15 protein-coding genes and 1 pseudogene are annotated in these 17,057 nt (G+C 69.6%); 12 read left to right on the top strand and 4 right to left on the bottom strand.

Going from position 1 to position 17,057, the window contains the following annotated elements; translation table 11 throughout:
- Window positions 1-244: 244 nt before the first annotated feature.
- A complete protein-coding gene (locus C7416_RS28545; RefSeq protein ID WP_111521977.1) occupies window positions 245-1,114 on the bottom strand; it encodes a DUF72 domain-containing protein in 870 nt (289 codons plus the stop codon).
- 242 nt (window positions 1,115-1,356) lie between these two features.
- On the opposite strand from C7416_RS28545, the gene C7416_RS28540 reads away from it, so the two are divergent.
- The 4 genes from C7416_RS28540 (at window position 1,357) to C7416_RS28525 (ending at window position 4,921) form a co-directional block, all read left to right on the top strand.
- Window positions 1,357-2,148, top strand: a complete 792-nt coding sequence (locus C7416_RS28540; protein WP_111521976.1) for a TorF family putative porin — start codon at window positions 1,357-1,359, stop codon at window positions 2,146-2,148.
- A gap of 93 nt (window positions 2,149-2,241) precedes the next feature.
- Window positions 2,242-3,063: a class I SAM-dependent methyltransferase gene (locus C7416_RS28535; protein WP_111521975.1), complete on the top strand. Its 822-nt coding sequence runs from the start codon at window positions 2,242-2,244 to the stop codon at window positions 3,061-3,063.
- Window positions 3,064-3,179: 116 nt separating this feature from the next.
- Window positions 3,180-4,430: an MgtC/SapB family protein gene (locus C7416_RS28530; protein WP_111521974.1), complete on the top strand. Its 1,251-nt coding sequence runs from the start codon at window positions 3,180-3,182 to the stop codon at window positions 4,428-4,430.
- Between the two features lie 239 nt (window positions 4,431-4,669).
- A complete protein-coding gene (locus tag C7416_RS28525) occupies window positions 4,670-4,921 on the top strand; it encodes a hypothetical protein (RefSeq protein WP_111521973.1) in 252 nt (83 codons plus the stop codon).
- On the opposite strand, the gene C7416_RS28520 is transcribed toward C7416_RS28525, so the two are convergent.
- Window positions 4,918-5,970: a glycosyltransferase family 4 protein gene (locus tag C7416_RS28520; RefSeq protein ID WP_111521972.1), complete on the bottom strand. Its 1,053-nt coding sequence runs from the start codon at window positions 5,968-5,970 to the stop codon at window positions 4,918-4,920. The two genes, C7416_RS28525 and C7416_RS28520, sit on opposite strands and share 4 nt — an antisense overlap.
- A gap of 397 nt (window positions 5,971-6,367) precedes the next feature.
- Between C7416_RS28520 and C7416_RS28515 the strand changes: the two genes are divergently transcribed.
- Both C7416_RS28515 and C7416_RS28510 read left to right on the top strand, forming a co-directional pair.
- The gene (locus C7416_RS28515; protein ID WP_111521971.1) at window positions 6,368-7,018 is read left to right on the top strand and encodes a response regulator; all 651 of its coding nucleotides are present in this window, start codon (window positions 6,368-6,370) and stop codon (window positions 7,016-7,018) included.
- A complete protein-coding gene (locus C7416_RS28510; protein WP_111521970.1) occupies window positions 7,015-9,990 on the top strand; it encodes a hybrid sensor histidine kinase/response regulator in 2,976 nt (991 codons plus the stop codon). The genes C7416_RS28515 and C7416_RS28510 overlap by 4 nt, the downstream gene beginning before the upstream one ends.
- 6 nt (window positions 9,991-9,996) lie before the next feature.
- Here the strand turns inward: C7416_RS28510 and C7416_RS28505 are convergent, their stop codons facing one another.
- Window positions 9,997-10,461, bottom strand: a complete 465-nt coding sequence (locus C7416_RS28505) for a hypothetical protein (RefSeq protein WP_111521969.1) — start codon at window positions 10,459-10,461, stop codon at window positions 9,997-9,999.
- A 276-nt stretch (window positions 10,462-10,737) separates the two neighbouring features.
- Between C7416_RS28505 and C7416_RS28500 the strand changes: the two genes are divergently transcribed.
- From C7416_RS28500 to C7416_RS28475, 6 genes are all read left to right on the top strand, one after another.
- Window positions 10,738-11,076 (top strand): hypothetical protein, encoded by a 339-nt coding sequence (locus C7416_RS28500; RefSeq protein WP_111521968.1) that lies wholly within the window; start codon window positions 10,738-10,740, stop codon window positions 11,074-11,076.
- Window positions 11,077-11,128: 52 nt separating this feature from the next.
- On the top strand, window positions 11,129-11,623 hold the full coding sequence (locus tag C7416_RS28495) for a DUF3302 domain-containing protein (protein ID WP_111521967.1): 495 nt from the start codon (window positions 11,129-11,131) through the stop codon (window positions 11,621-11,623).
- Window positions 11,624-12,799: an HlyD family secretion protein gene (locus C7416_RS28490; RefSeq protein WP_111521966.1), complete on the top strand. Its 1,176-nt coding sequence runs from the start codon at window positions 11,624-11,626 to the stop codon at window positions 12,797-12,799.
- A gap of 9 nt (window positions 12,800-12,808) precedes the next feature.
- Window positions 12,809-14,197 (top strand): efflux transporter outer membrane subunit, encoded by a 1,389-nt coding sequence (locus tag C7416_RS28485; RefSeq protein WP_111521979.1) that lies wholly within the window; start codon window positions 12,809-12,811, stop codon window positions 14,195-14,197.
- Window positions 14,198-14,427: 230 nt separating this feature from the next.
- On the top strand, window positions 14,428-15,564 hold the full coding sequence (gene gcvT / locus C7416_RS28480) for a glycine cleavage system aminomethyltransferase GcvT (RefSeq protein ID WP_111521978.1): 1,137 nt from the start codon (window positions 14,428-14,430) through the stop codon (window positions 15,562-15,564).
- A 125-nt stretch (window positions 15,565-15,689) separates the two neighbouring features.
- On the top strand, window positions 15,690-16,694 hold the full coding sequence (locus C7416_RS28475; protein WP_111521965.1) for a GlxA family transcriptional regulator: 1,005 nt from the start codon (window positions 15,690-15,692) through the stop codon (window positions 16,692-16,694).
- A gap of 39 nt (window positions 16,695-16,733) precedes the next feature.
- Here C7416_RS28475 and C7416_RS28470 read toward each other — a convergent pair.
- Window positions 16,734-17,057 (bottom strand): annotated as a pseudogene (locus tag C7416_RS28470) (S-(hydroxymethyl)glutathione dehydrogenase); the annotation flags it as partial.

Raw genomic sequence — 17,057 nt, 5'->3', positions numbered from 1 at the left:
CGGCGTGCTGACCATATGGTTCAGCCGCTTCGAGATCGGCGAAATTAACCTGCACGCCGCTGCGGCGTGCAGGCCACAAACATCACCCAGGGACGTAACTTCCTGACCTCTACAATGTGTCCACCATGTCCTCGCACATGTGTCCACCATGTCCTCGGTCTATACAGCGGGAGAGGGGCGGGGGTGAGGGCCGGCGCAGCCACGAAGTCAGTTCCCTCAATCCACGCACGCCGGTCGACGCACCTTATCCCTCCTCGATGCGCGCGCGCAGCCGTTGCGCATCGAAGGGCGCCTTCACCTTCTTGTCGTTATCGAAATAGCAGTAGATGTCCCGATGCGCAGCGGCGCGGGGGCGTTTCGGCGAGATCCGCTGCGCGTCGGCGGGCTCGCCGCCATTGGCCCACTTGACCAGCCGCGCGGCCCAGCGGTCCAGCGCCGCGTCGGAATAGGCGCCGCCATACAGTGTCTCGGTGCCATGCAGGCGCAGGTACAGGAAATTGCTGGTGACGTCCTCGGCATAGGGCCAGTCGGCGACGGCATCCGAGATGACCAGCGCAACCCGGTGCCGGCGCAGCAGGGCCGGAAACTCCGGCGTGCAGAAGCTGTCGTGGCGGATTTCCACCGCATGCCGGATCGGGCGCCGGCGCCGGGTCTCGCACCACGGCTCTTTGACGTTGCGGTTATGCTGGCGCGCCAGTTCGCGCGCGCTGTGCGTGTCGTGCGGAATCAGCGACAGGAAGCGTTCCAAGCGCTCGGGATCGAAGCCGAAGTTGGGCGGAAACTGCCACAGCACCGGCCCCAGCTTTTCCTCCAGCGCCAGCACGCCGGAGGCAAAGAAATTGGCCATCGCCGGCCGCGCCGAGTCGTCGCGAAAGCGCAGCATGTGGGTCAGGTAGCGCGGGCCCTTGACGCTGAACACAAACCCTGGCGGCGTGGCCTCATGCCAGGCGCGATAGCTTTTTGGCGTCTGCAGCGCATAGTGCGAGCCGTTGATCTCGATGGTCTCGACCGCGCGCGACGCGTATTCGAGCTCGCGCCGCTGCGCCAGCCCCTCGGGATAGAACACGCCGCGCCAGCCGGCATAGCGCCAGCCTGAAATGCCGATCCGGATCATCGCGATGCCCTGGTCTGTACTTTTTGCAATCGACGGCGCCACGGTTCATGCGTTTGACCCCGAAGTTCCGTCGCGGGAGCCTGTCGAGGGGATTCTCGCAAGATTCGCGCCTTGCGCAGACATACGCATTTACCGCATTTCAATACGGTCACGGTGTCTCTTGACGCCGTTTTTATGTCGAGATCCCTATCGTGGCGGGGCGTTCCGATGCGGACGCGCTCCTCAATCCGCCACCTTCGACCATGACCTTGCCTTGCCTCTCCGCCGGCCGACAAACCGCAGCTGCCGCACTGGCCGCCGCCGTGTGGCTGGCCAGCGCCAAGCCTGTACTGGCGCAAGCCACCGCCGACGCGGCTGACGCCGCGGTCCACAGTTTCAGCGCCAACCTCGCGCTCGCCAGCGACTACCGCTACCGCGGTCTGAGCCAAGGCAACGGCCGCCCGGCCATCCAGGGCGGCTTCGACTACAGCCATGCCAGCGGCTTCTACCTGGGCAACTGGAACTCCAGCATCAGCTGGCTGGGCGACAGCCACCCGGACGTGTCCGCGCCGATCGAGATGGATTTCTACGGCGGCTACCGCCATGCCTTTGGCGACAGTGGCTGGAGCACCGACGTCGGCGTGCTGCAGTACTACTATCCGGGCAGCTATCCCGACCGCTACACCAGCCCCGACACCACCGAACTGTACGCCGGCATCGGCTACGGCCCGGTGACGCTGAAATACTCCTACGCGCCGACCAACCTGTTCGGGCTGGCCGACAGCCGTCACAGCTGGTATGCCGACCTGTCGGCCAACGTTCCGCTCGGGTTCTGGGGGCTGACGCTCAACGCGCATGTGGGCTACCAGAAAGTGCAGGTGGCCGATGCCTCCTACGCCGACTGGAAGCTCGGCCTGACTAAGGACCTCGGCCATGGCTTCGCGCTGGCGCTGGCGTATCTCGATACCAACGCCGACCGCGCCGTGTACACCAGCGCCAGGGGGCGCTACCTTGGCCGCGCCACCGTGTGGGGCGCGCTGAGCAAGACCTTCTAGCGGGCGCGGTTTACATTGCCCGCGATGTGTCCTACACCCACTCAGGCAACCCCGGCGATTTTGCGGCCGGGCAGGCAAGGGGAGGACGGCGCCATGGGCATGCAGCAGCAGGACAAGGTCTTTGCCGGGGCGATTGCCGAGGTCTACGAGGCCCTGATGGTGCCGATGATCTTTGCGCCCTATGCCGCCGACCTGGGGCGGCGCATCGCTGCGCTGCGGCCGCGCCGGGTGCTGGAGCTGGCCGCCGGCACCGGGGCGCTGACGCGGGAGCTGGCCGGGCGCCTGCCGGCGGACACCCTGGTGGTCGCCACCGACCTCAATGCACCGATGCTGGCGCGCGCGCAAGCCGCGGGCACCGCGCGTCCGGTGCAATGGCGCGAGGCCGACGCGATGCGGCTGCCGTTCGAAGACGCCAGCTTCGACCTGGTCGCATGCCAGTTCGGCGCGATGTTCTTCCCCGACAAAGGCAGGGCCTTTGCCGAGGCCCGCCGCGTGCTGGTGCCCGGCGGCACGCTGGTGTTCAACGTGTGGGACCGGATCGCGTTCAACGCCTTTGCCCGCGATATCACCGCGGCGCTCGCCACGCTGTTCCCCGAAGCGCCGCCCGATTTCATGGTCCGCGTCCCGCACGGTTACCACAGCCAGGCCGCGATCGAGCAGGACCTGCGCAGCGGCGGGTTCACGGCCGGCGCGGTATTCGAAACCGTCACCGAAACCAGCCACGCCGCCGCCGCGCGCATCGCCGCCACGGCGTTCTGCCAGGGCACGCCGCTGCGCACCGAGCTGGAAGCGCGCGGGCCGGACGCCCTCGCGCGCGCGACCGGTCACTGCGAGCAGGCGCTGATCCAGGCCTACGGCAACGGGCCGCTGGCCGGCCCGATGCAGGCGCACGTGGTCATGGTCGCCGCGCCCTGAAGCCACGTCCGGGCCCTTACGGCCCGACCGGGGGGTGCGCAAATCGCCGCCTGCACCGATACTGTGGTCACAGCATCCGCCAGGCTTCACGGCGACCGCAACCTCGGGCACATGGCATGGACCCCTTGATCATTTCCGCATCGGTGGCATTGGGCATCGGACTGGCGATCGGGCTGGAGCGCGAGCGCAGCCAGGCGGCCGACGGCGGCAGCGAAGCGCCGGCCGGGCTGCGCACGTTTGCGCTCGCCAGCCTGGCGGGCATGGCGAGCGCGGTGCTGTCGGCGGCGCTGGTGCTGCCGGTGATGCTGCTGGGCGCGGCGCTGCTGACGGCGGTGAGCTACCACCGCTCGGCCGGCCACGACAGCGGCCTGACCACGGAGTTCGCGCTGCTGCTGACCTTGCTGCTGGGCGCGCTGGCGGCGAGCCATCCGGCGCTGGCGGCGGCGCTGGCCACGGTGGTGGTGCTGTTGCTGCACGGCAAGTCCTTCCTGCACCACCTTGCGCGGCGCGAGGTCACGCGCGAGGAAATGAGCCAGGCGCTGATCCTGGCCACCGCCGCGCTGATCGTCTGGCCGCTGCTGCCGGACCGCTACCTGGGCCCGCTCGACGCCTGGAACCCGCACGCGATCTGGCTGGTGGTGCTGCTGGTGCTGCTGGCCGGCGCGGTCGGGCACATCTGCGCGCGCGTGTTCGGCGACCGCCTGGGCCTGCCGATCTCGGGCCTGTTCGGCGGCTTCGTTTCCAGCACCGCCACCATTGCCGCGATGGCGGTGCTGTCGCGCCAGAGCGAGGCGCGCGTCCACGGTCCGGTGGCAGCGGCCTTGCTGTCGAGTGTCGCCACCTACGTGCAGATGCTGGTGCTGCTGGGCGCCACCAGCCTGTCCGCGCTGGCGGCGCTGGCGCTGCCGCTGGCCGCGGGGCTGGCGGTGATCGCGGCGTTTGGCGGCATCTGGCTGTGCCGCTCGTGGCACGAGGCCCGCGGCGGCACCGCGGGCGTGCCTGGCGGCGGCATCTTCGACTGGCGCGGCGCGGCGGTGTTCGCGCTGCTGTTTGCGGTGCTGCAACTGGTGGGCGCCGCCACGCAGGCATGGGCCGGCAACGAAGGGCTGCTGGCGCTTTCCGTGGGCGCCGGCTTTGCCGACGCGCATGCCGCGGCCACCTCGATCGGCGCCATGGTCGGCGCCGGCAAGCTTGAGCCGCCGGACGCCGTATGGCCGGTGCTGGGCGCGTTGACGGCCAATACCGTCAGCAAGATCGTCGCGTCGACGGCGGGCGGCGCGCGCTTCGCCGTGCCGGTGGCACTTGGACTGGTGCTGTCGACCGGCGCGACCTGGGCGGCGGCGTGGCTGCTGCGGCTGGGCTCATAAATCTGCCCGCGCAAGACGGGCGGCGCCGGCCTGCAAATTCTGCAACGCTGTGCCGCGGCTTGCCTGATACGACTGCCGTGCAGGCCCTCATCGGCGCCAGCGCGCGGCCTTGCATCGTGGAACGAAAGTTGCGTGGTTCTGGCTGCCCGCTGCCGGCGGCCCGCTGCGGAAATCCGGGCCGGCCTGTAAGGGGGAGCAAGTCCTCAGACCGACCGACGTGTCACGACAAGGAGTTGGCAATGAAACCAGGTTCGAGCGGGAAGACCGCAGGCAAGACCGCAGGCAAGACTTCAGGCAAGACCTCAGGCAAGACCGCTGGCAAGGCCGGCGCCGACCGGAAGAACCCGGGCGCGCGCATGGATCGCGAGGCCAGCGAGATCAAGAGCCGCAGCGCCGATCCGGGGCAAAGCAGCTATGGCGGCTTCCGCAACGAGGATCCGCGCCGCCAGCACCAGGCCGAAACCGGCAAGCCGAAGAAGCCCGCGCGCTAGTGCCGCGTGAAGCCGGAGATGGCTTCGGCATAGCGGCGCACGACCGTCTTGCGCTGGTGGTCCGCCAGGAACAGGCGCAGGCCTGGCTCGCTGCGGCGCGACTCGCCGCTGCAAACGGCCAGCATGGTTTCGCACAACGGGTCCACGGCGGGATCCACCACCCAGCCGAAGCCGTCGACCGCCTCGGGCAGCCCGCCGCGGCGCGTGACGATGACCTCGCAGCCGGCTGCCAGGCCTTCGAGGGCGACGATGCCGAAGGGCTCGTAGCCGGTCGACGGCACCACCAGGCAGGCATGCTGCGCCAGCATCGCCGCCACCACCGCGGGCCGCTGCGAACCGGCAAAGGTCACGGCCTCGGCGCACTCCAGGGTGGCCGCCAGGGCCACCAGCACCGCGTACTGCGGCCCGTCGCCGATCACCGTCAGGCGGACCTCGGGCCGCATCGCGCGCAACCTGGCGAAACTGCGCAGCAGCAGGTTGACCCCTTTCTCCGTCACCAGCCGCCCGACAAAGGCGAAGCTGCCCGCCGGGCGCGGCGCGGCAGCGGACTTGAACAGGTCGTCGCGATAGCCGTTGTGAATCACCAGCGGCTGGCCTGGCAGCCATCCGGCCAGGTACCGGCTGACGCAGATGTTGTGGTAGAAGCGCGACATCCAGCGCTTGACGTTGCCCGCCGTGAAACGCCGCGTCTCGCCATAGTGGCTGTACGGGCCATGATGCGTCAGCACGATGCGGCGCCGTAGCACGGTGGCCAGCAACACGTCGTAGAAAGTCAGGCCGACGAACACCACCAACGGGTGCCGCAGCATGGCGCGCGCCAGCTCGGCCATGCCCGCCACGCGCGTGACCGGATAAGGGAACGCCAGCGCATCGCCCGCGGCCGCCGGCGTGCGCGTCGCCAGTTCGATGCGATAGCCCAGCTCGGTCAGCCCCAGCGCCAGGTCTTCGGCAAAGCGCTCCATGCCGCCCACCGAAGGATGGAACGGCGCGCTGAATATCAGCAGATCGGGCAGCGGCGGCGCGATGTCCGGGGGCTCGGGCTGGCTCATCCTCGTTGCGCTCCATGGCTTGCACAGCACAGGCCCCCGCAGAGGGGACGGCGACGCTCAAGCATGCCGTCAGGCGATGCGGCGTTCGGTGCGCTGGCGCACGGAGGGCGGTCAGGCGCGGGACGGGATCGGTATCGGCAACGACGGTGGCTTGTGGCCGGCAGACGAGAGGCGCAGCGCGAGACATCTGCCATGCCGGGCGCCACCGCGGGCGGTGGGACGAACCGTCAACTGCCCGTCCCTTATTGCTAAATGGGCTGACTGGCAAGTTGGTAGAATCCCTGACCCCATGCGGCCGGACAGCGCCCCATCGCGACGCTGTGCCCCTGGGACGGCCCCGTGATTCGCACGGAAGTGTCGTCTGCGCACCTGCCCCGGCCGTATCGAGACATAACGCATGCCCCCACGTACCTTTTCTGTCGTGATCGCCGACGATCACCCGGTCATCCAGCTCGCCGTCAAGAGCACCCTGAGCGCGGTCCCGGACCTGCACGTCTGCGCGACGTGCTCGTCGGGCAAGGAACTGTTCGTCGCGCTGGCCGAGCATCGCCCCGACCTGATCGTCACCGACTTCACCATGGGCCGTTCCGAGGGCAATGACGACGGGCTGCGCCTGATGCAGCGGCTCAGGCAGGCCAGCCCCGCCACGCCGGTCGTTGTGTTTACGATGCTGACCAATGGCGGCCTGCTCACGCGCATCAGGGAGGCGGGCGTCGCCGCGATCGTCGGCAAGAACGAGGATCCGGCCGTGTTGCGGCAGATCTGCCTCGGCGCGCTGGCCGGCCACCGCCAGCGCCTGTCGCCGGCGATCGCCGGCCTGATGGCGAGCGCCGGCGCGCGCGCAGATGGCGCTGCGAGCCCGCTGTCGCCCAGGGAGATCGAGGTGGTGCGCATGTTCGCGGCGGGCAGCACCGTCACGACCATCGCCGCCTACCTGCATCGGTCGCTGGCAACCGTCGCGACCCAGAAGCGCTCGGCCATGCGCAAGCTGAACATCACCAGCAATGCCGACCTGGTTGCCTACGCGCGCGACCACGGCCTGGCATGACGCCCGGCCCGTTCGAGCCGCCCGCGCCGGCGCCACCGCCTGCTGACCTGCACGCCGTCGAACGCAACCTGCAGCGCGAACGTCGGGTCTTTACGATGGTGGTGCTGCTGCTGGCGCTGGTCGTGGTGGCCAGCGCCGCGGCAACCGTGCTGGTCCGGCTGAACGGCTCGTTGCGCGCGCAGGAGCAGGTGGCCAGCCTGTATGAGCAAGGCGTGGTCGATGCACTGCTGGCACGCCGCAGCACGCTGGCCGCGACCAACCTGATCCTGGAACTGCACGCCAGCGGCACCTTTCCCGCCGCGCCGGGGCGGCCGGCCGCCCATCTGTGCAGGCGGGTCGCGCCGTCCTTGCCCGCGGACGAGGTGCTGCAGCGCGGTTGCAACCAGGCGGTCCGCACGCTGACGGCCGCCAGCCAGAAGCCGTCGATCGAGATGATCTCGCTGGCCACCGGCGCCATGTATCGCTACGAGGCCGCGGACCCGGCACCAGCGGTCACGCGCGCGATGCCGCCGCGAATGCCGCCCGCGGCGATCATCGCCGCGGTACTGGAGAGCTTCCGCGGCCGCGACCTCGACCTGCTGCAGGCGGCCAGGGAAAAGCGCGTGATCTGGAAGGGCATCCCGGCCGGCGCGGACGGGCATGGGCCGGAGATCCTTGGCGCATCGCTGGTCGCAAAGGACGACGCGCTCTACGCCATCGTACTGACGCGCATGCCGCTGCGCGAGCTGCTGCGGCCGGCCGGGCCCAACCTGCCGATTCCCGAACCGGTCGTGTTCGACAGTGGCGGCACGCCGTTGGTGGCAGCGGCTGCCCGCGCCGGCATGCAGCGCCTGGACCAGCGGCTGACGCAGCAGCCGGACGGACTGTTCCACTGGGTCGCGGACTATGGCTGGGCCTTGCGCCGCCCGCCGCTGGTGGCCGACTTCGGGCACCTGATCTTTGCGCTGCCGATCGGCCACCAGCTTGGGGAAATGGCGGGCGAACTGAGCGTGGTCGTCCTGATCGCCGCCGTGCTTATCGGCTTGCTGCTTGCGATGTACCGCTACTGGAATTATCGCTTCCTCACCGGCACCTATGCCGAATCGGCGCGCGCGCAGCGGCTGCTGCACGAGGCGAAACTCGCCAGCGATGCGGCCGCCCGGGCCAGGGTGGCGTTCTTTGCGTCGATGAGCCATGAGATACGCACGCCGCTTGCGTCGCTGCTGGGCAATATGGAGCTGGTCGCGATGGGCGCGCTGGAACCGGCACAGCGGGCACGCGTCAGTGCCATGCAGATATCGGCCGAGGGCCTGCTGCAGATCGTCAACGACGTGCTCGACTTTTCCCGCATCGATGTCGGCGCCTTCAGCCTTGCCGAGGAACCGGTATCCGTCACGGCGTTTTTCAGCCGGATCGCGCTCGCGCACGCGCCGCTGGCGGGCCAGCAAAAGCTCGACTTCCTGGCGGTGTACGGCAGCGAGCTGCCCGCAAGCGTCGAACTCGACCCGGTGCGCGTGACCCAGATCGTCGGCAACCTGCTCGGCAATGCGTTCAAGTTCACGCCAGCGGGCAAGGTCGTATTGCGCGCGCGGTGGGTCGACGGGCACCTGGAGATCGTCGTCTCCGACACCGGTATCGGCATACCCGAGGCGTGCCAGGGGCGGCTGTTCCAGCCGTTCTCCCAGGTCGGCGACAACCGCCTCGGCCAGGCGCGCGGAACCGGACTTGGACTGTCGGTCTGCCTGCGACTGGTGGAGCGGATGCAGGGCCATATCGCCCTGGACAGCATCGTGGGCGTCGGCACGCGGGTGACGGTGCGTCTGCCGCTGCGGGTGGCCGATGCGGCGCCGTCGCCGCGGCTGCGGCTGCCGCGCAACCGGACGCTGGTGCTGGCGCGCGAGGCCGAATGCCTCGAAGGCATGCTGAACCATTTCGACTGGGGCGCATGCCAGCCATCGGCGCGCACGGACACCGATGCGCCGGTGGATGCCGACAGCCATGACTGCCTGCTGGTGGCCGATGGCTTCGATCCCGTCGAAGTCATCGCCTGGTGGCGCAGGCCGGCCGCGATCGTCTGGCTGAAGCAGTCGGGGCCGCCCGTCGCCACCACGCGGCCGGACGGCGGCAGCGAGGTGTCCGCCTATAGCCTGACCGGCATCCATGCCGCCGTCGTGGCGGTGGTGACCAGGGTGGAGGCGTTGCCGCAACCGGCCGCCAGCCAGTCCGGCCTCGATGGACCGGCGCGCGTGCCGGCGCCGCTGCCCGGACGCGGGGTCCTGGTCGCCGAAGACAACCTGCTCAACCGCCAGCTGCTGCGGGACCAGCTTCTCGCCCTGGGGGCCAGCGTGATCGAGGCGGGCAACGGCAACGAGGCCATGGCCATGCTGCGACAACATGGCGATGGCGTGGACGCGGTGCTGACCGACATCGACATGCCGGTGATGAATGGGTTCGGCCTGCTCGACGAAATCAGACGTGCCCGCATGCCAATCCCGGTGTACGCCGTGAGCGCCAGCGCGCAGCCCGGCGACGTCGCGCGCGGGATGGCGGGCGGGTTCAGCGGCTACCTGACCAAGCCGGTGTCTCTGGCCGCGCTCGCCTCGGTCCTCGCCCGCATCGGCGATACGGCCGGGGCGATGCAGCGGGAAGCCGCCCAGTCCGACACGCTGGCGGATGAGGCGTTGCCCGAACTGCCGGCGGTGCCCGGCGAATACGCCGAAGCCTTCCTTGCGCAGACCGGCGCGGACCTGGCGCACTACGATGCCGTCCGGGCCGCGCGCGACGTGCATCGGCTGGAACGGCTGCTGCATCGCATTTCGGGCACCCTGGCCGTGCTCGGCGGCTCGCAGCTGGCCGAGCTGTGCGCGGACCTGCGCGACTATGCAGTGGACAAGGCGGACTGGGACGACGAGATCGAATGCCAGTCCGGCTACATCGCGCAGCGCCTGCGGCAGATGTGCGAGGCGCTGGTGACCGTCCAGGCGGCCGCGTAGAAGCTGCTAGAGGACGGCGCACGCTTCGGCGCTGCCGGCCAGCGTCAGGCTGACCGGCGCGTCGCTGCGCAACAGCACGCACAGGTAGGCGCCGGTGAGGTCCGGGCGCGGGCCTTCCTGCCACAGCGGTGGCGGCGGCACCGTGGCGGCGTGTCGCTTGCCCTCGGCGGACGCGGCGCCGGGCGCGCCGGCGGCGGCATCGGTCCAGCTGATCTCGATCGCCTTGTCGGGCCGCCCGCCAGGGAAGCAGAACGACGGCGACGACTGCGAGTGGCGCGACACCGGCCCGGTTTCGCAACGGCCGGCGCGCACGCCGATCACGTCATTGCCGGTACGGTTGACAGCGACGATCCGCGTCCATGGCCAAGGTTCCTGGAACGGGTTCAGGGTCTCGGCAGTGGGGATCGCGCATCCGCTCAGGGCGCTTGCGGCGGCAATGACGCCGGCGCACATCAGGGAAACAGCATTCATGGTGGCAACGGGTTCACGCGGACCCGGACGACACCCGGGTGTGTGCAAAGGCCGCCAGCGTATGCGCGGCACGGGCGCGCGGGCAATCACAGAACTTCGAATCCGCGCGCCAGGGCCGGGCTGGGGCGAACCTGTCGAGCGTGCCCGTGCCGACTTTCTAATTCCTTTGATAGCCGCAGACGAGGCGCTGCCATAAGGTGTGCGCTCTGCCGGGATGCGGCCGGCGCGCCGGTGCGCATCGACGGCCGCGCAAGGACTTCGGAGGAAACTGCAAACATGATCGAGAACTGCCGATCGGCCGCCACGGCGACAGCCATTGCACTGCTGGTGATGGCCGCCGTGCCGGCGCACGCCCAGCACCCGCCCACGCCCGCGCGGCCAGCGGCTCTGGACACCCCCGCGTGCACTGGCGCCGGGCTTGCCGCGACGGCGGCGGCGTGCCGCGCTGCGGACCATCCCGGCCGCAGCAAGTACAACCTGCTGTACGCCGACGATGCGCCGGAAGCCGTGGACACCGTGCCGCCGGCAGAATTCGCTCAATCGGACCAGCCGGCGCGACGTACGTCGCAGGACGCGCCCCGCGCCGGGTTGCGCGGCGCAGCAGCGGGTTCCTGAGCCCATGCACGCGGCAGCGCCGCGCCCCCGTGTTCCATCCCATCGTTACGCCATGAAACTGCGACCACACCTGCTGGCGGGCATCGCCCTGCTGGCGTCGACTGAACCCGCCTTCGCCTCGCTGCTCAGCGGCAAGGCGCTCGAGACCGCCGCCAATGCCATCTCCTGGGTGGTGCTGGTATTCGTGCCGGCAGGCGCGATCTACCTGTTCTGGATGCTCCATATCTGGCCGGAGCGGATCGCGCAGCGCAAGCGCCATCCGCAGCAGGAGGCGATCCACGCGCTGTGCCTGCTGTCGCTGTTCTTCGGCGGGCTGCTGTGGCCGCTGGCCTGGCTCTGGGCGCATACCAAGCCGGTGTTCTACCGGGCCGCCTATGGCACCGACAAGGCACCGGAAGACAATGAAGCCGCCGCGCAGGGCAGCGCGGCAGCGGCCTCCTGCAAGAGTCGGGACCGCGCACGCGGCCCGGGCCGTGCCGCCAACGCGCCGGCATCCGGGGCGCAGACCGTCGCCAGCACCATGCGCCAGCGCAAGGAGCCGATCTGAATGGACGCTCTGCTGCTTGCGGCCTACGCGCTGGTTGTATGGCTGATCTTCTTCAAGTTCAGATGGCTGCCGTGGAATGCGACCGCGATGGTGATCGTGTTCACGATCCCGGTAGTCGCGCTGACGCTGATGGTTCTGACGCTCAACGTGGTCGCGCCGTCTTCCCACGACGTGCGCGTCGTCGGCAAGGTCCTGCAGGTGGTGCCGCAGGTCCGCGGCCGCATCGTCGAGCTCCCGGCCGAGGGGAACCGGCGCTACCGCAAGGGCGATGTGCTGCTGCGCATCGATCCGACTCCGTATCAGGCTTCGGTCCGGCAGCTCGAGCGCCGCTTGATGGCGGACGACGCGGCGCTGGCCGAGGCGCAGGCGTCGGCGCGCCAGCTCAATGAATCCGTGCGTGGCGCGGCCGGCAGGGTGAGCACGGTGACGGCCAGGCTGACACTGGCGCGCCAGCGGCTCAAGGACCAGGATGCGCTGCTCGCGGCCGGCGCGGGCGCGAAGTTCGATCGGGATGAGGCGCTGTCGCGCCAGCGCGAACTGGCAGGCGAACTGGCCAGCGCGCAGGCCGCCGAGGACGAAGCCAAACAGAAGCTGTCTGCCAGGAGCCAGGGCGAGTTCGCGGCCATCGCCACGGCGCGCGCCCGGCGCGCGGAAACCGAAGTCCTGCTGGAGCAGGCCAGGTGGGAGCTGGAGCAGACGGTGTACCGCGCCCCCGCCGATGGCAAGGTCGTGAACCTGCAGGTGCGCGTGGGCACCATGCTGGTCCCGTTCCCGTTCTCGCCGGCCTTCAGCTTTGTCGAGGACCAGCAGGAGGTGCTCGCCTTCTACCGGCAGAACGAGCTCTACCGGGTCAAGGAAGGCGACCTCGCGGAAATCTTTCTGCCCACGCATCCGGGCCAGATCATCAAGGCACGGGTCGACTCCATCGTCTGGGCGCACGCGCAGGGGCAGGTGGCGCAGGGCGGCATGATCCCGAGCACGGGCACCACCGACGCCGTGCCCAACCGCTTCGCGGTCAAGCTCGCGCTGCTCGAAGAGTCAAGGCAGCAGCTGCCCGTGGGCGCCGTCGGCGCGGGCGCGATCTATACCGAACACCTGACGATGTTCCATATCGTCCGGATGGTGTTCCTGCGCGTCAGCTCCAAGCTCAACTACCTGGTACTCAAACTTCACTAGGGGATGCCCGTGTCGTCATACGCCAAGAAGAGGGTTTCGGCGGCGCTGTCGATGGCGCTCGCCATGCTCTGTGGCTGCGCCCTGCAGGCGCCACCCGAAGGCGCCGACCTGATGCGCCAGGCCGTGCCGGTGCTCGAAGGCAAGCCCGGCTGGGTCAACCATGCCGTGGCGGGCGCCCCCGCCGACGGCTGGCTTGACAGCTTCGACGATGCCGAACTGCAACGGCTGGTTCGTGAGGCCGTCGCGCACAACGGCGACCTGCGGCTCGCCGAGGTACGGGTCCGGCAGGCGCAGGCGCTGGTCGCCATCGAGCGCAGCGGCCTGCTGCCGGATGCGGCCGTCAAGGGCAGGGCGGGTAATTCCGAGACCCAGCTCCTTTCCATCGGCGCAAGCTGGGAGATCGACCTGTGGGGACGCATCCGCGCGCAGGCGCGGGCCGGGCAAGCCCGCTACGGCGCCGCCCGGATCGACCAGCTGTGGGCCCGGCGCGTGGTCGCCGCGGCCACGGCCCAGGCATGGTTCACGCTGATCCAGCACACCCAACGCGAAGCGCGGCTGCGGCAAGCCGTCGCCATCCATGACCAGCTGCTGCGCATCGCCGGCCAGCGGGTTGCCATCGGCGCCGCACCGGACACCGAGCTGGTGCAAGCACGCAATGCGCGCCGGTTGCAGGTCGATGCGCTGGAGTCGGCAAGGCTGGGCAGAAGCCAAGCCGCGCAGGCGCTGGAACTGCTGCTGGGACGCTATCCGGCCGGCGAGATTTCCAGCATGGCGTCCGGGCGCGAGCTGCCGCCCGTGCCCCCCGCGCCGCAGGCCGGGTTGCCGGCGGACCTGCTCGACCGCCGCCCGGACCTGAGCGCGGCCGCACACCAGGTTGCCGCGGCCTTCGACATGCGGCAGTCGGCGCAGGCGGCGCGCCTGCCGCGCATTGCCATCAGCGCGGCCATTACCGATATCCGCAGCGACGTGTTCCTGCTCAACCAGGCCGGCAGCCCGATCAAGGGACTGAACGGCTCCTTCTTCGCGCCGCTCTTCAGCGGCGGCGAGCTCAAGGCCCGGGCCGACTACTACACCGCCGAACAGAGGGCCGCCCTGATTGCTTATGGCAACAAGGCGCTGGGCGCGCTGGGCGAGGTCGAAGCGGGACTGCTGGCCGAATCCAGCCATGCCGCGCGCACCCGCCAACTGCAGGAGCGGGTTGCCGAAAGCCGGGAGCTGGTCCGGCGCGAGGAAGCCCGTGCCGGGATAGGCGCGTCCGACATGCGCGGCGTGCTGAAGGAGCGCCAGTCATTGCTGGCGGCCGAGATCGACTGCATCGACGCACACGGCCGGCATCTCCAGCAACGGATTGCGCTGTTGCTGGCGCTGGGCGGGGACTGGAGCGCCGCGGCGGGCTGACGTGCCGTTGCGGCCGGACGCCGCCTGAGCGCTGCCGAACGCCTGGCGCAGGCGTCCCATGCGCATGCCGCCTTTGTTCTATCCGCTGGCCAGGCGATCTGATGTACTGGCACGCAACGTCGCCGCTGCGCAAGCCGATGCGCGCAACCGGCCAGCGTGGTGCGACGGACCAGGCCGATGGCCGCGCTCCCGATTGCCCGATTGCCTACTTGCCCACCGAGCCCAACGCGATGACGAAAGCTCCCCCGCCGTGGCAGTCCACGCCACTGTTTACGCAGCACCTGCTGCTGCGCGCCCGCATGGGCGACGTCGATGGCTGGAAGCTGTCGGTCGCCTACGGATCCCAGATCGAAGAGCACCATGCCGTGCGCAGGGACGCAGGCATGTTCGACCTGTCGCACCTGTGCGTGGCGGACCTGCACGGCCCGGATGCGCGCATGATGCTTGGCAGTCTCCTGTCCAATGACGTCGGCAAGCTGAAGACGCCGGGCAAGGCCATGTACAGCTGCATGCTCGACACGTCGGGTGGAGTGATCGACGACCTGGTGGTCTGCTACCTTGGGCCGCAGCATTACCGCGCCGTGCTGAATGCGCGCACGGCCATTGGCGACATCGCGTGGATCCGCGCAAGGGTCCATGAGGCCAGGGCCGAAGTGACCGTGGTGCCGCGGCGAGCGGATTGCGTCCCGCCAGGGGTCGAGCCGCTGGCGGTGATCTCCGTGCAGGGCCCGAGGGCCTGCGAAAAGGTCCTGCGGGCGATCCCGGCAGCCCGCCACGCCGAAACGCTGAAGCCGTTCAATTCCACCTTGGTGCGCGAGCCCGAAGCCGGCGAGCTGATGGTGGCGAGGACCGGCAAGACCGGCGAGGATGGATTCGAACTGATGGTGACCGCAGCGCATGCCGGCCGGATCTGGGACCGGCTGCACGCGGCAGGCATCGTTGCCGCGGGCCAGCACGCCTGGGATACTCTGCGGCTAGAGGCGGGCGTGCATCGGTACGGGCACGACATGGACGTCCACACCTCGCCGCTCGATGCCGGCCTGGGCTGGAGCGTGGACCTCGATTCCGGCCGGGATTTCGTCGGCAGGGCGGCCGTGCGCGCGCGCGGGCAGACGCAGCAGTTCGTCGGACTCGCGCTGGAAGGCAGCGGCGCGGTCCCGCCGGCGCACAGCACAGTGACCAGCGAGGAGGGCGCGGTGATTGGCACGGTCACCAGCGCCACCTATAGTCCGACGCTCGGGTTCGCCATCGCGCTGGCGCGCGTGGTGCCCGGGGTCAGGATCGGCGCGCCCGTGAAGGTGGAGGTCTACCGGAACCGGATCGCGGCCAAAGTCGTGCGGACGCCGTTCGTGCGGGGCGCAAGCTGATTGCGCAGCCTCGCGGCTAGCGGCATTGCGCGCCAGGCCGGGCGAGGTTCGCGGATTGGATAGAATCGGCGTTCGACCCACGCCGCAAGGCGCTTCTGCCGCCCCTTGCCGCGACGCCGCGCGCCATGAAGATCAAGACTACCGTAGACATCGTCATCTATCCCGGATTCAAGGCCGTCGAGGCGGTCGGCGCCATCAATGTCTTCGATTACGCCAACACCCGGCTGCGGCAGCTGGGCTGCGAGCCTAAGTATGACCTCCGCCTGGTCGGGCCGCGGGCTGGCGCAATCCGCTCAGACACGCTGGTATCGCTCGAGGCCACGCACGCGCTCGCGGGCCTGGCGCCCGCCGATGTGGTGGTGGTCGTGGGCGCACGCGACATCGTCAACGTGCTGGGCGCGTGCGGCGACATCGTCAGCTGGTGCCGGACCCAGACCGGCCGGCTGCGGACCATCGTGGGCCTGTGCTCGGGCAGCTTCTTCCTTGCCGAGGCCGGCCTGCTGGACGGCCGGCGCGCGGCCACGCACTGGAGCGTGGCGGAGCTGATGCGGCAGCGGTATCCCGGGATCCGGGTCGATGCCGATGCCATCTTCGTGCGCGATGCGCATATCTGGACCTCGGCGGGCGTGACCGCGGTGTTCGACCTGGTGCTGGCCATGGTCGAGGAGGACCTCGGGCGCGACATCGCGCTGTCGGTGGCGCGGGACCTGGTGGTCTACCTGAAGCGGCCGGGTGGCCAATCGCAGTTCAGTGAACACCTGCTCAGCCAGATGACGGGGCATCCGCGCGTGCGCGATATCCAGGACTATATCCACCGCACGCCCAGGGCGGATCTCTCGGTGCAGGGGCTGGCGCAGCGCTTTGCGATGAGCGAGCGCAATCTATCCCGGGTGTTCCTGAAGGAAACCGGACATACGCCGTCGGCCTATGTGGAACAGACCAGGCTCGATGCGGCGCGGCGGCTGCTGGAAGACAGCAGCCAGCCGCTGAAGTGGATCGCCGTCGAGAGCGGCTTCGGCTCGGAGGCCAAGCTCAGGCAGGCGTTCCAGCGCCGGCTCCATGTCACGCCGGGCGCCTATCGCGAGCGTTTTGCCAGCACCGGCGTCGATGACGCCGCCGGCGCAGGCTGAGGCGCAGCGTCGCAGCCCCGCGTTGCCGTCAGGCCGTCCTCAGTACAACACCACCGAGCGGATCGACTCGCCGCGCTTCATCAGGTCGAAGCCCTCGTTGATGCGCTCCAGCGGCAGCGTGTGCGTGATCAGGTCGTCGATATTGAGCTTGCCTTCCATGTACCAGTCGACAATCTTCGGCACGTCGGTGCGGCCGCGCGCGCCGCCGAAGGCGGAGCCTTTCCATTCGCGCCCGGTCACCAGCTGGAACGGACGCGTCGAGATCTCGGCGCCGGCCTCGGCCACGCCGATGATGATCGACTTGCCCCAGCCCTTGTGGCAGCACTCCAGCGCCTGGCGCATGACCTGGGTATTGCCGATGCA

It is taken from the genome of Cupriavidus phytorum (genome assembly GCF_003254285.1).
Classification (GTDB): Bacteria; Pseudomonadota; Gammaproteobacteria; order Burkholderiales; family Burkholderiaceae; genus Cupriavidus; species Cupriavidus phytorum.
This window is presented reverse-complemented; position numbering and strand designations above follow the sequence as displayed.

What these genes read in the sequence shown, in the direction of transcription:
- C7416_RS28510 (WP_111521970.1), top strand. Translation starts at nt 7,015, where the DNA reads ATGACGCCCGGCCCGTTCGAGCCGCCCGCGCCGGCGCCACCGCCTGCT.
- C7416_RS28530 (WP_111521974.1), top strand. Translation starts at nt 3,180, where the DNA reads ATGGACCCCTTGATCATTTCCGCATCGGTGGCATTGGGCATCGGACTG.
- C7416_RS28505 (WP_111521969.1), bottom strand. Translation starts at nt 10,461, where the DNA reads ATGAATGCTGTTTCCCTGATGTGCGCCGGCGTCATTGCCGCCGCAAGC.
- gcvT (WP_111521978.1), top strand. Translation starts at nt 14,428, where the DNA reads ATGACGAAAGCTCCCCCGCCGTGGCAGTCCACGCCACTGTTTACGCAG.
- C7416_RS28545 (WP_111521977.1), bottom strand. Translation starts at nt 1,114, where the DNA reads ATGATCCGGATCGGCATTTCAGGCTGGCGCTATGCCGGCTGGCGCGGC.
- C7416_RS28520 (WP_111521972.1), bottom strand. Translation starts at nt 5,970, where the DNA reads ATGAGCCAGCCCGAGCCCCCGGACATCGCGCCGCCGCTGCCCGATCTG.
- C7416_RS28495 (WP_111521967.1), top strand. Translation starts at nt 11,129, where the DNA reads ATGAAACTGCGACCACACCTGCTGGCGGGCATCGCCCTGCTGGCGTCG.
- C7416_RS28475 (WP_111521965.1), top strand. Translation starts at nt 15,690, where the DNA reads ATGAAGATCAAGACTACCGTAGACATCGTCATCTATCCCGGATTCAAG.
- C7416_RS28490 (WP_111521966.1), top strand. Translation starts at nt 11,624, where the DNA reads ATGGACGCTCTGCTGCTTGCGGCCTACGCGCTGGTTGTATGGCTGATC.
- C7416_RS28500 (WP_111521968.1), top strand. Translation starts at nt 10,738, where the DNA reads ATGATCGAGAACTGCCGATCGGCCGCCACGGCGACAGCCATTGCACTG.
- C7416_RS28515 (WP_111521971.1), top strand. Translation starts at nt 6,368, where the DNA reads ATGCCCCCACGTACCTTTTCTGTCGTGATCGCCGACGATCACCCGGTC.
- C7416_RS28540 (WP_111521976.1), top strand. Translation starts at nt 1,357, where the DNA reads ATGACCTTGCCTTGCCTCTCCGCCGGCCGACAAACCGCAGCTGCCGCA.
- C7416_RS28525 (WP_111521973.1), top strand. Translation starts at nt 4,670, where the DNA reads ATGAAACCAGGTTCGAGCGGGAAGACCGCAGGCAAGACCGCAGGCAAG.
- C7416_RS28535 (WP_111521975.1), top strand. Translation starts at nt 2,242, where the DNA reads ATGGGCATGCAGCAGCAGGACAAGGTCTTTGCCGGGGCGATTGCCGAG.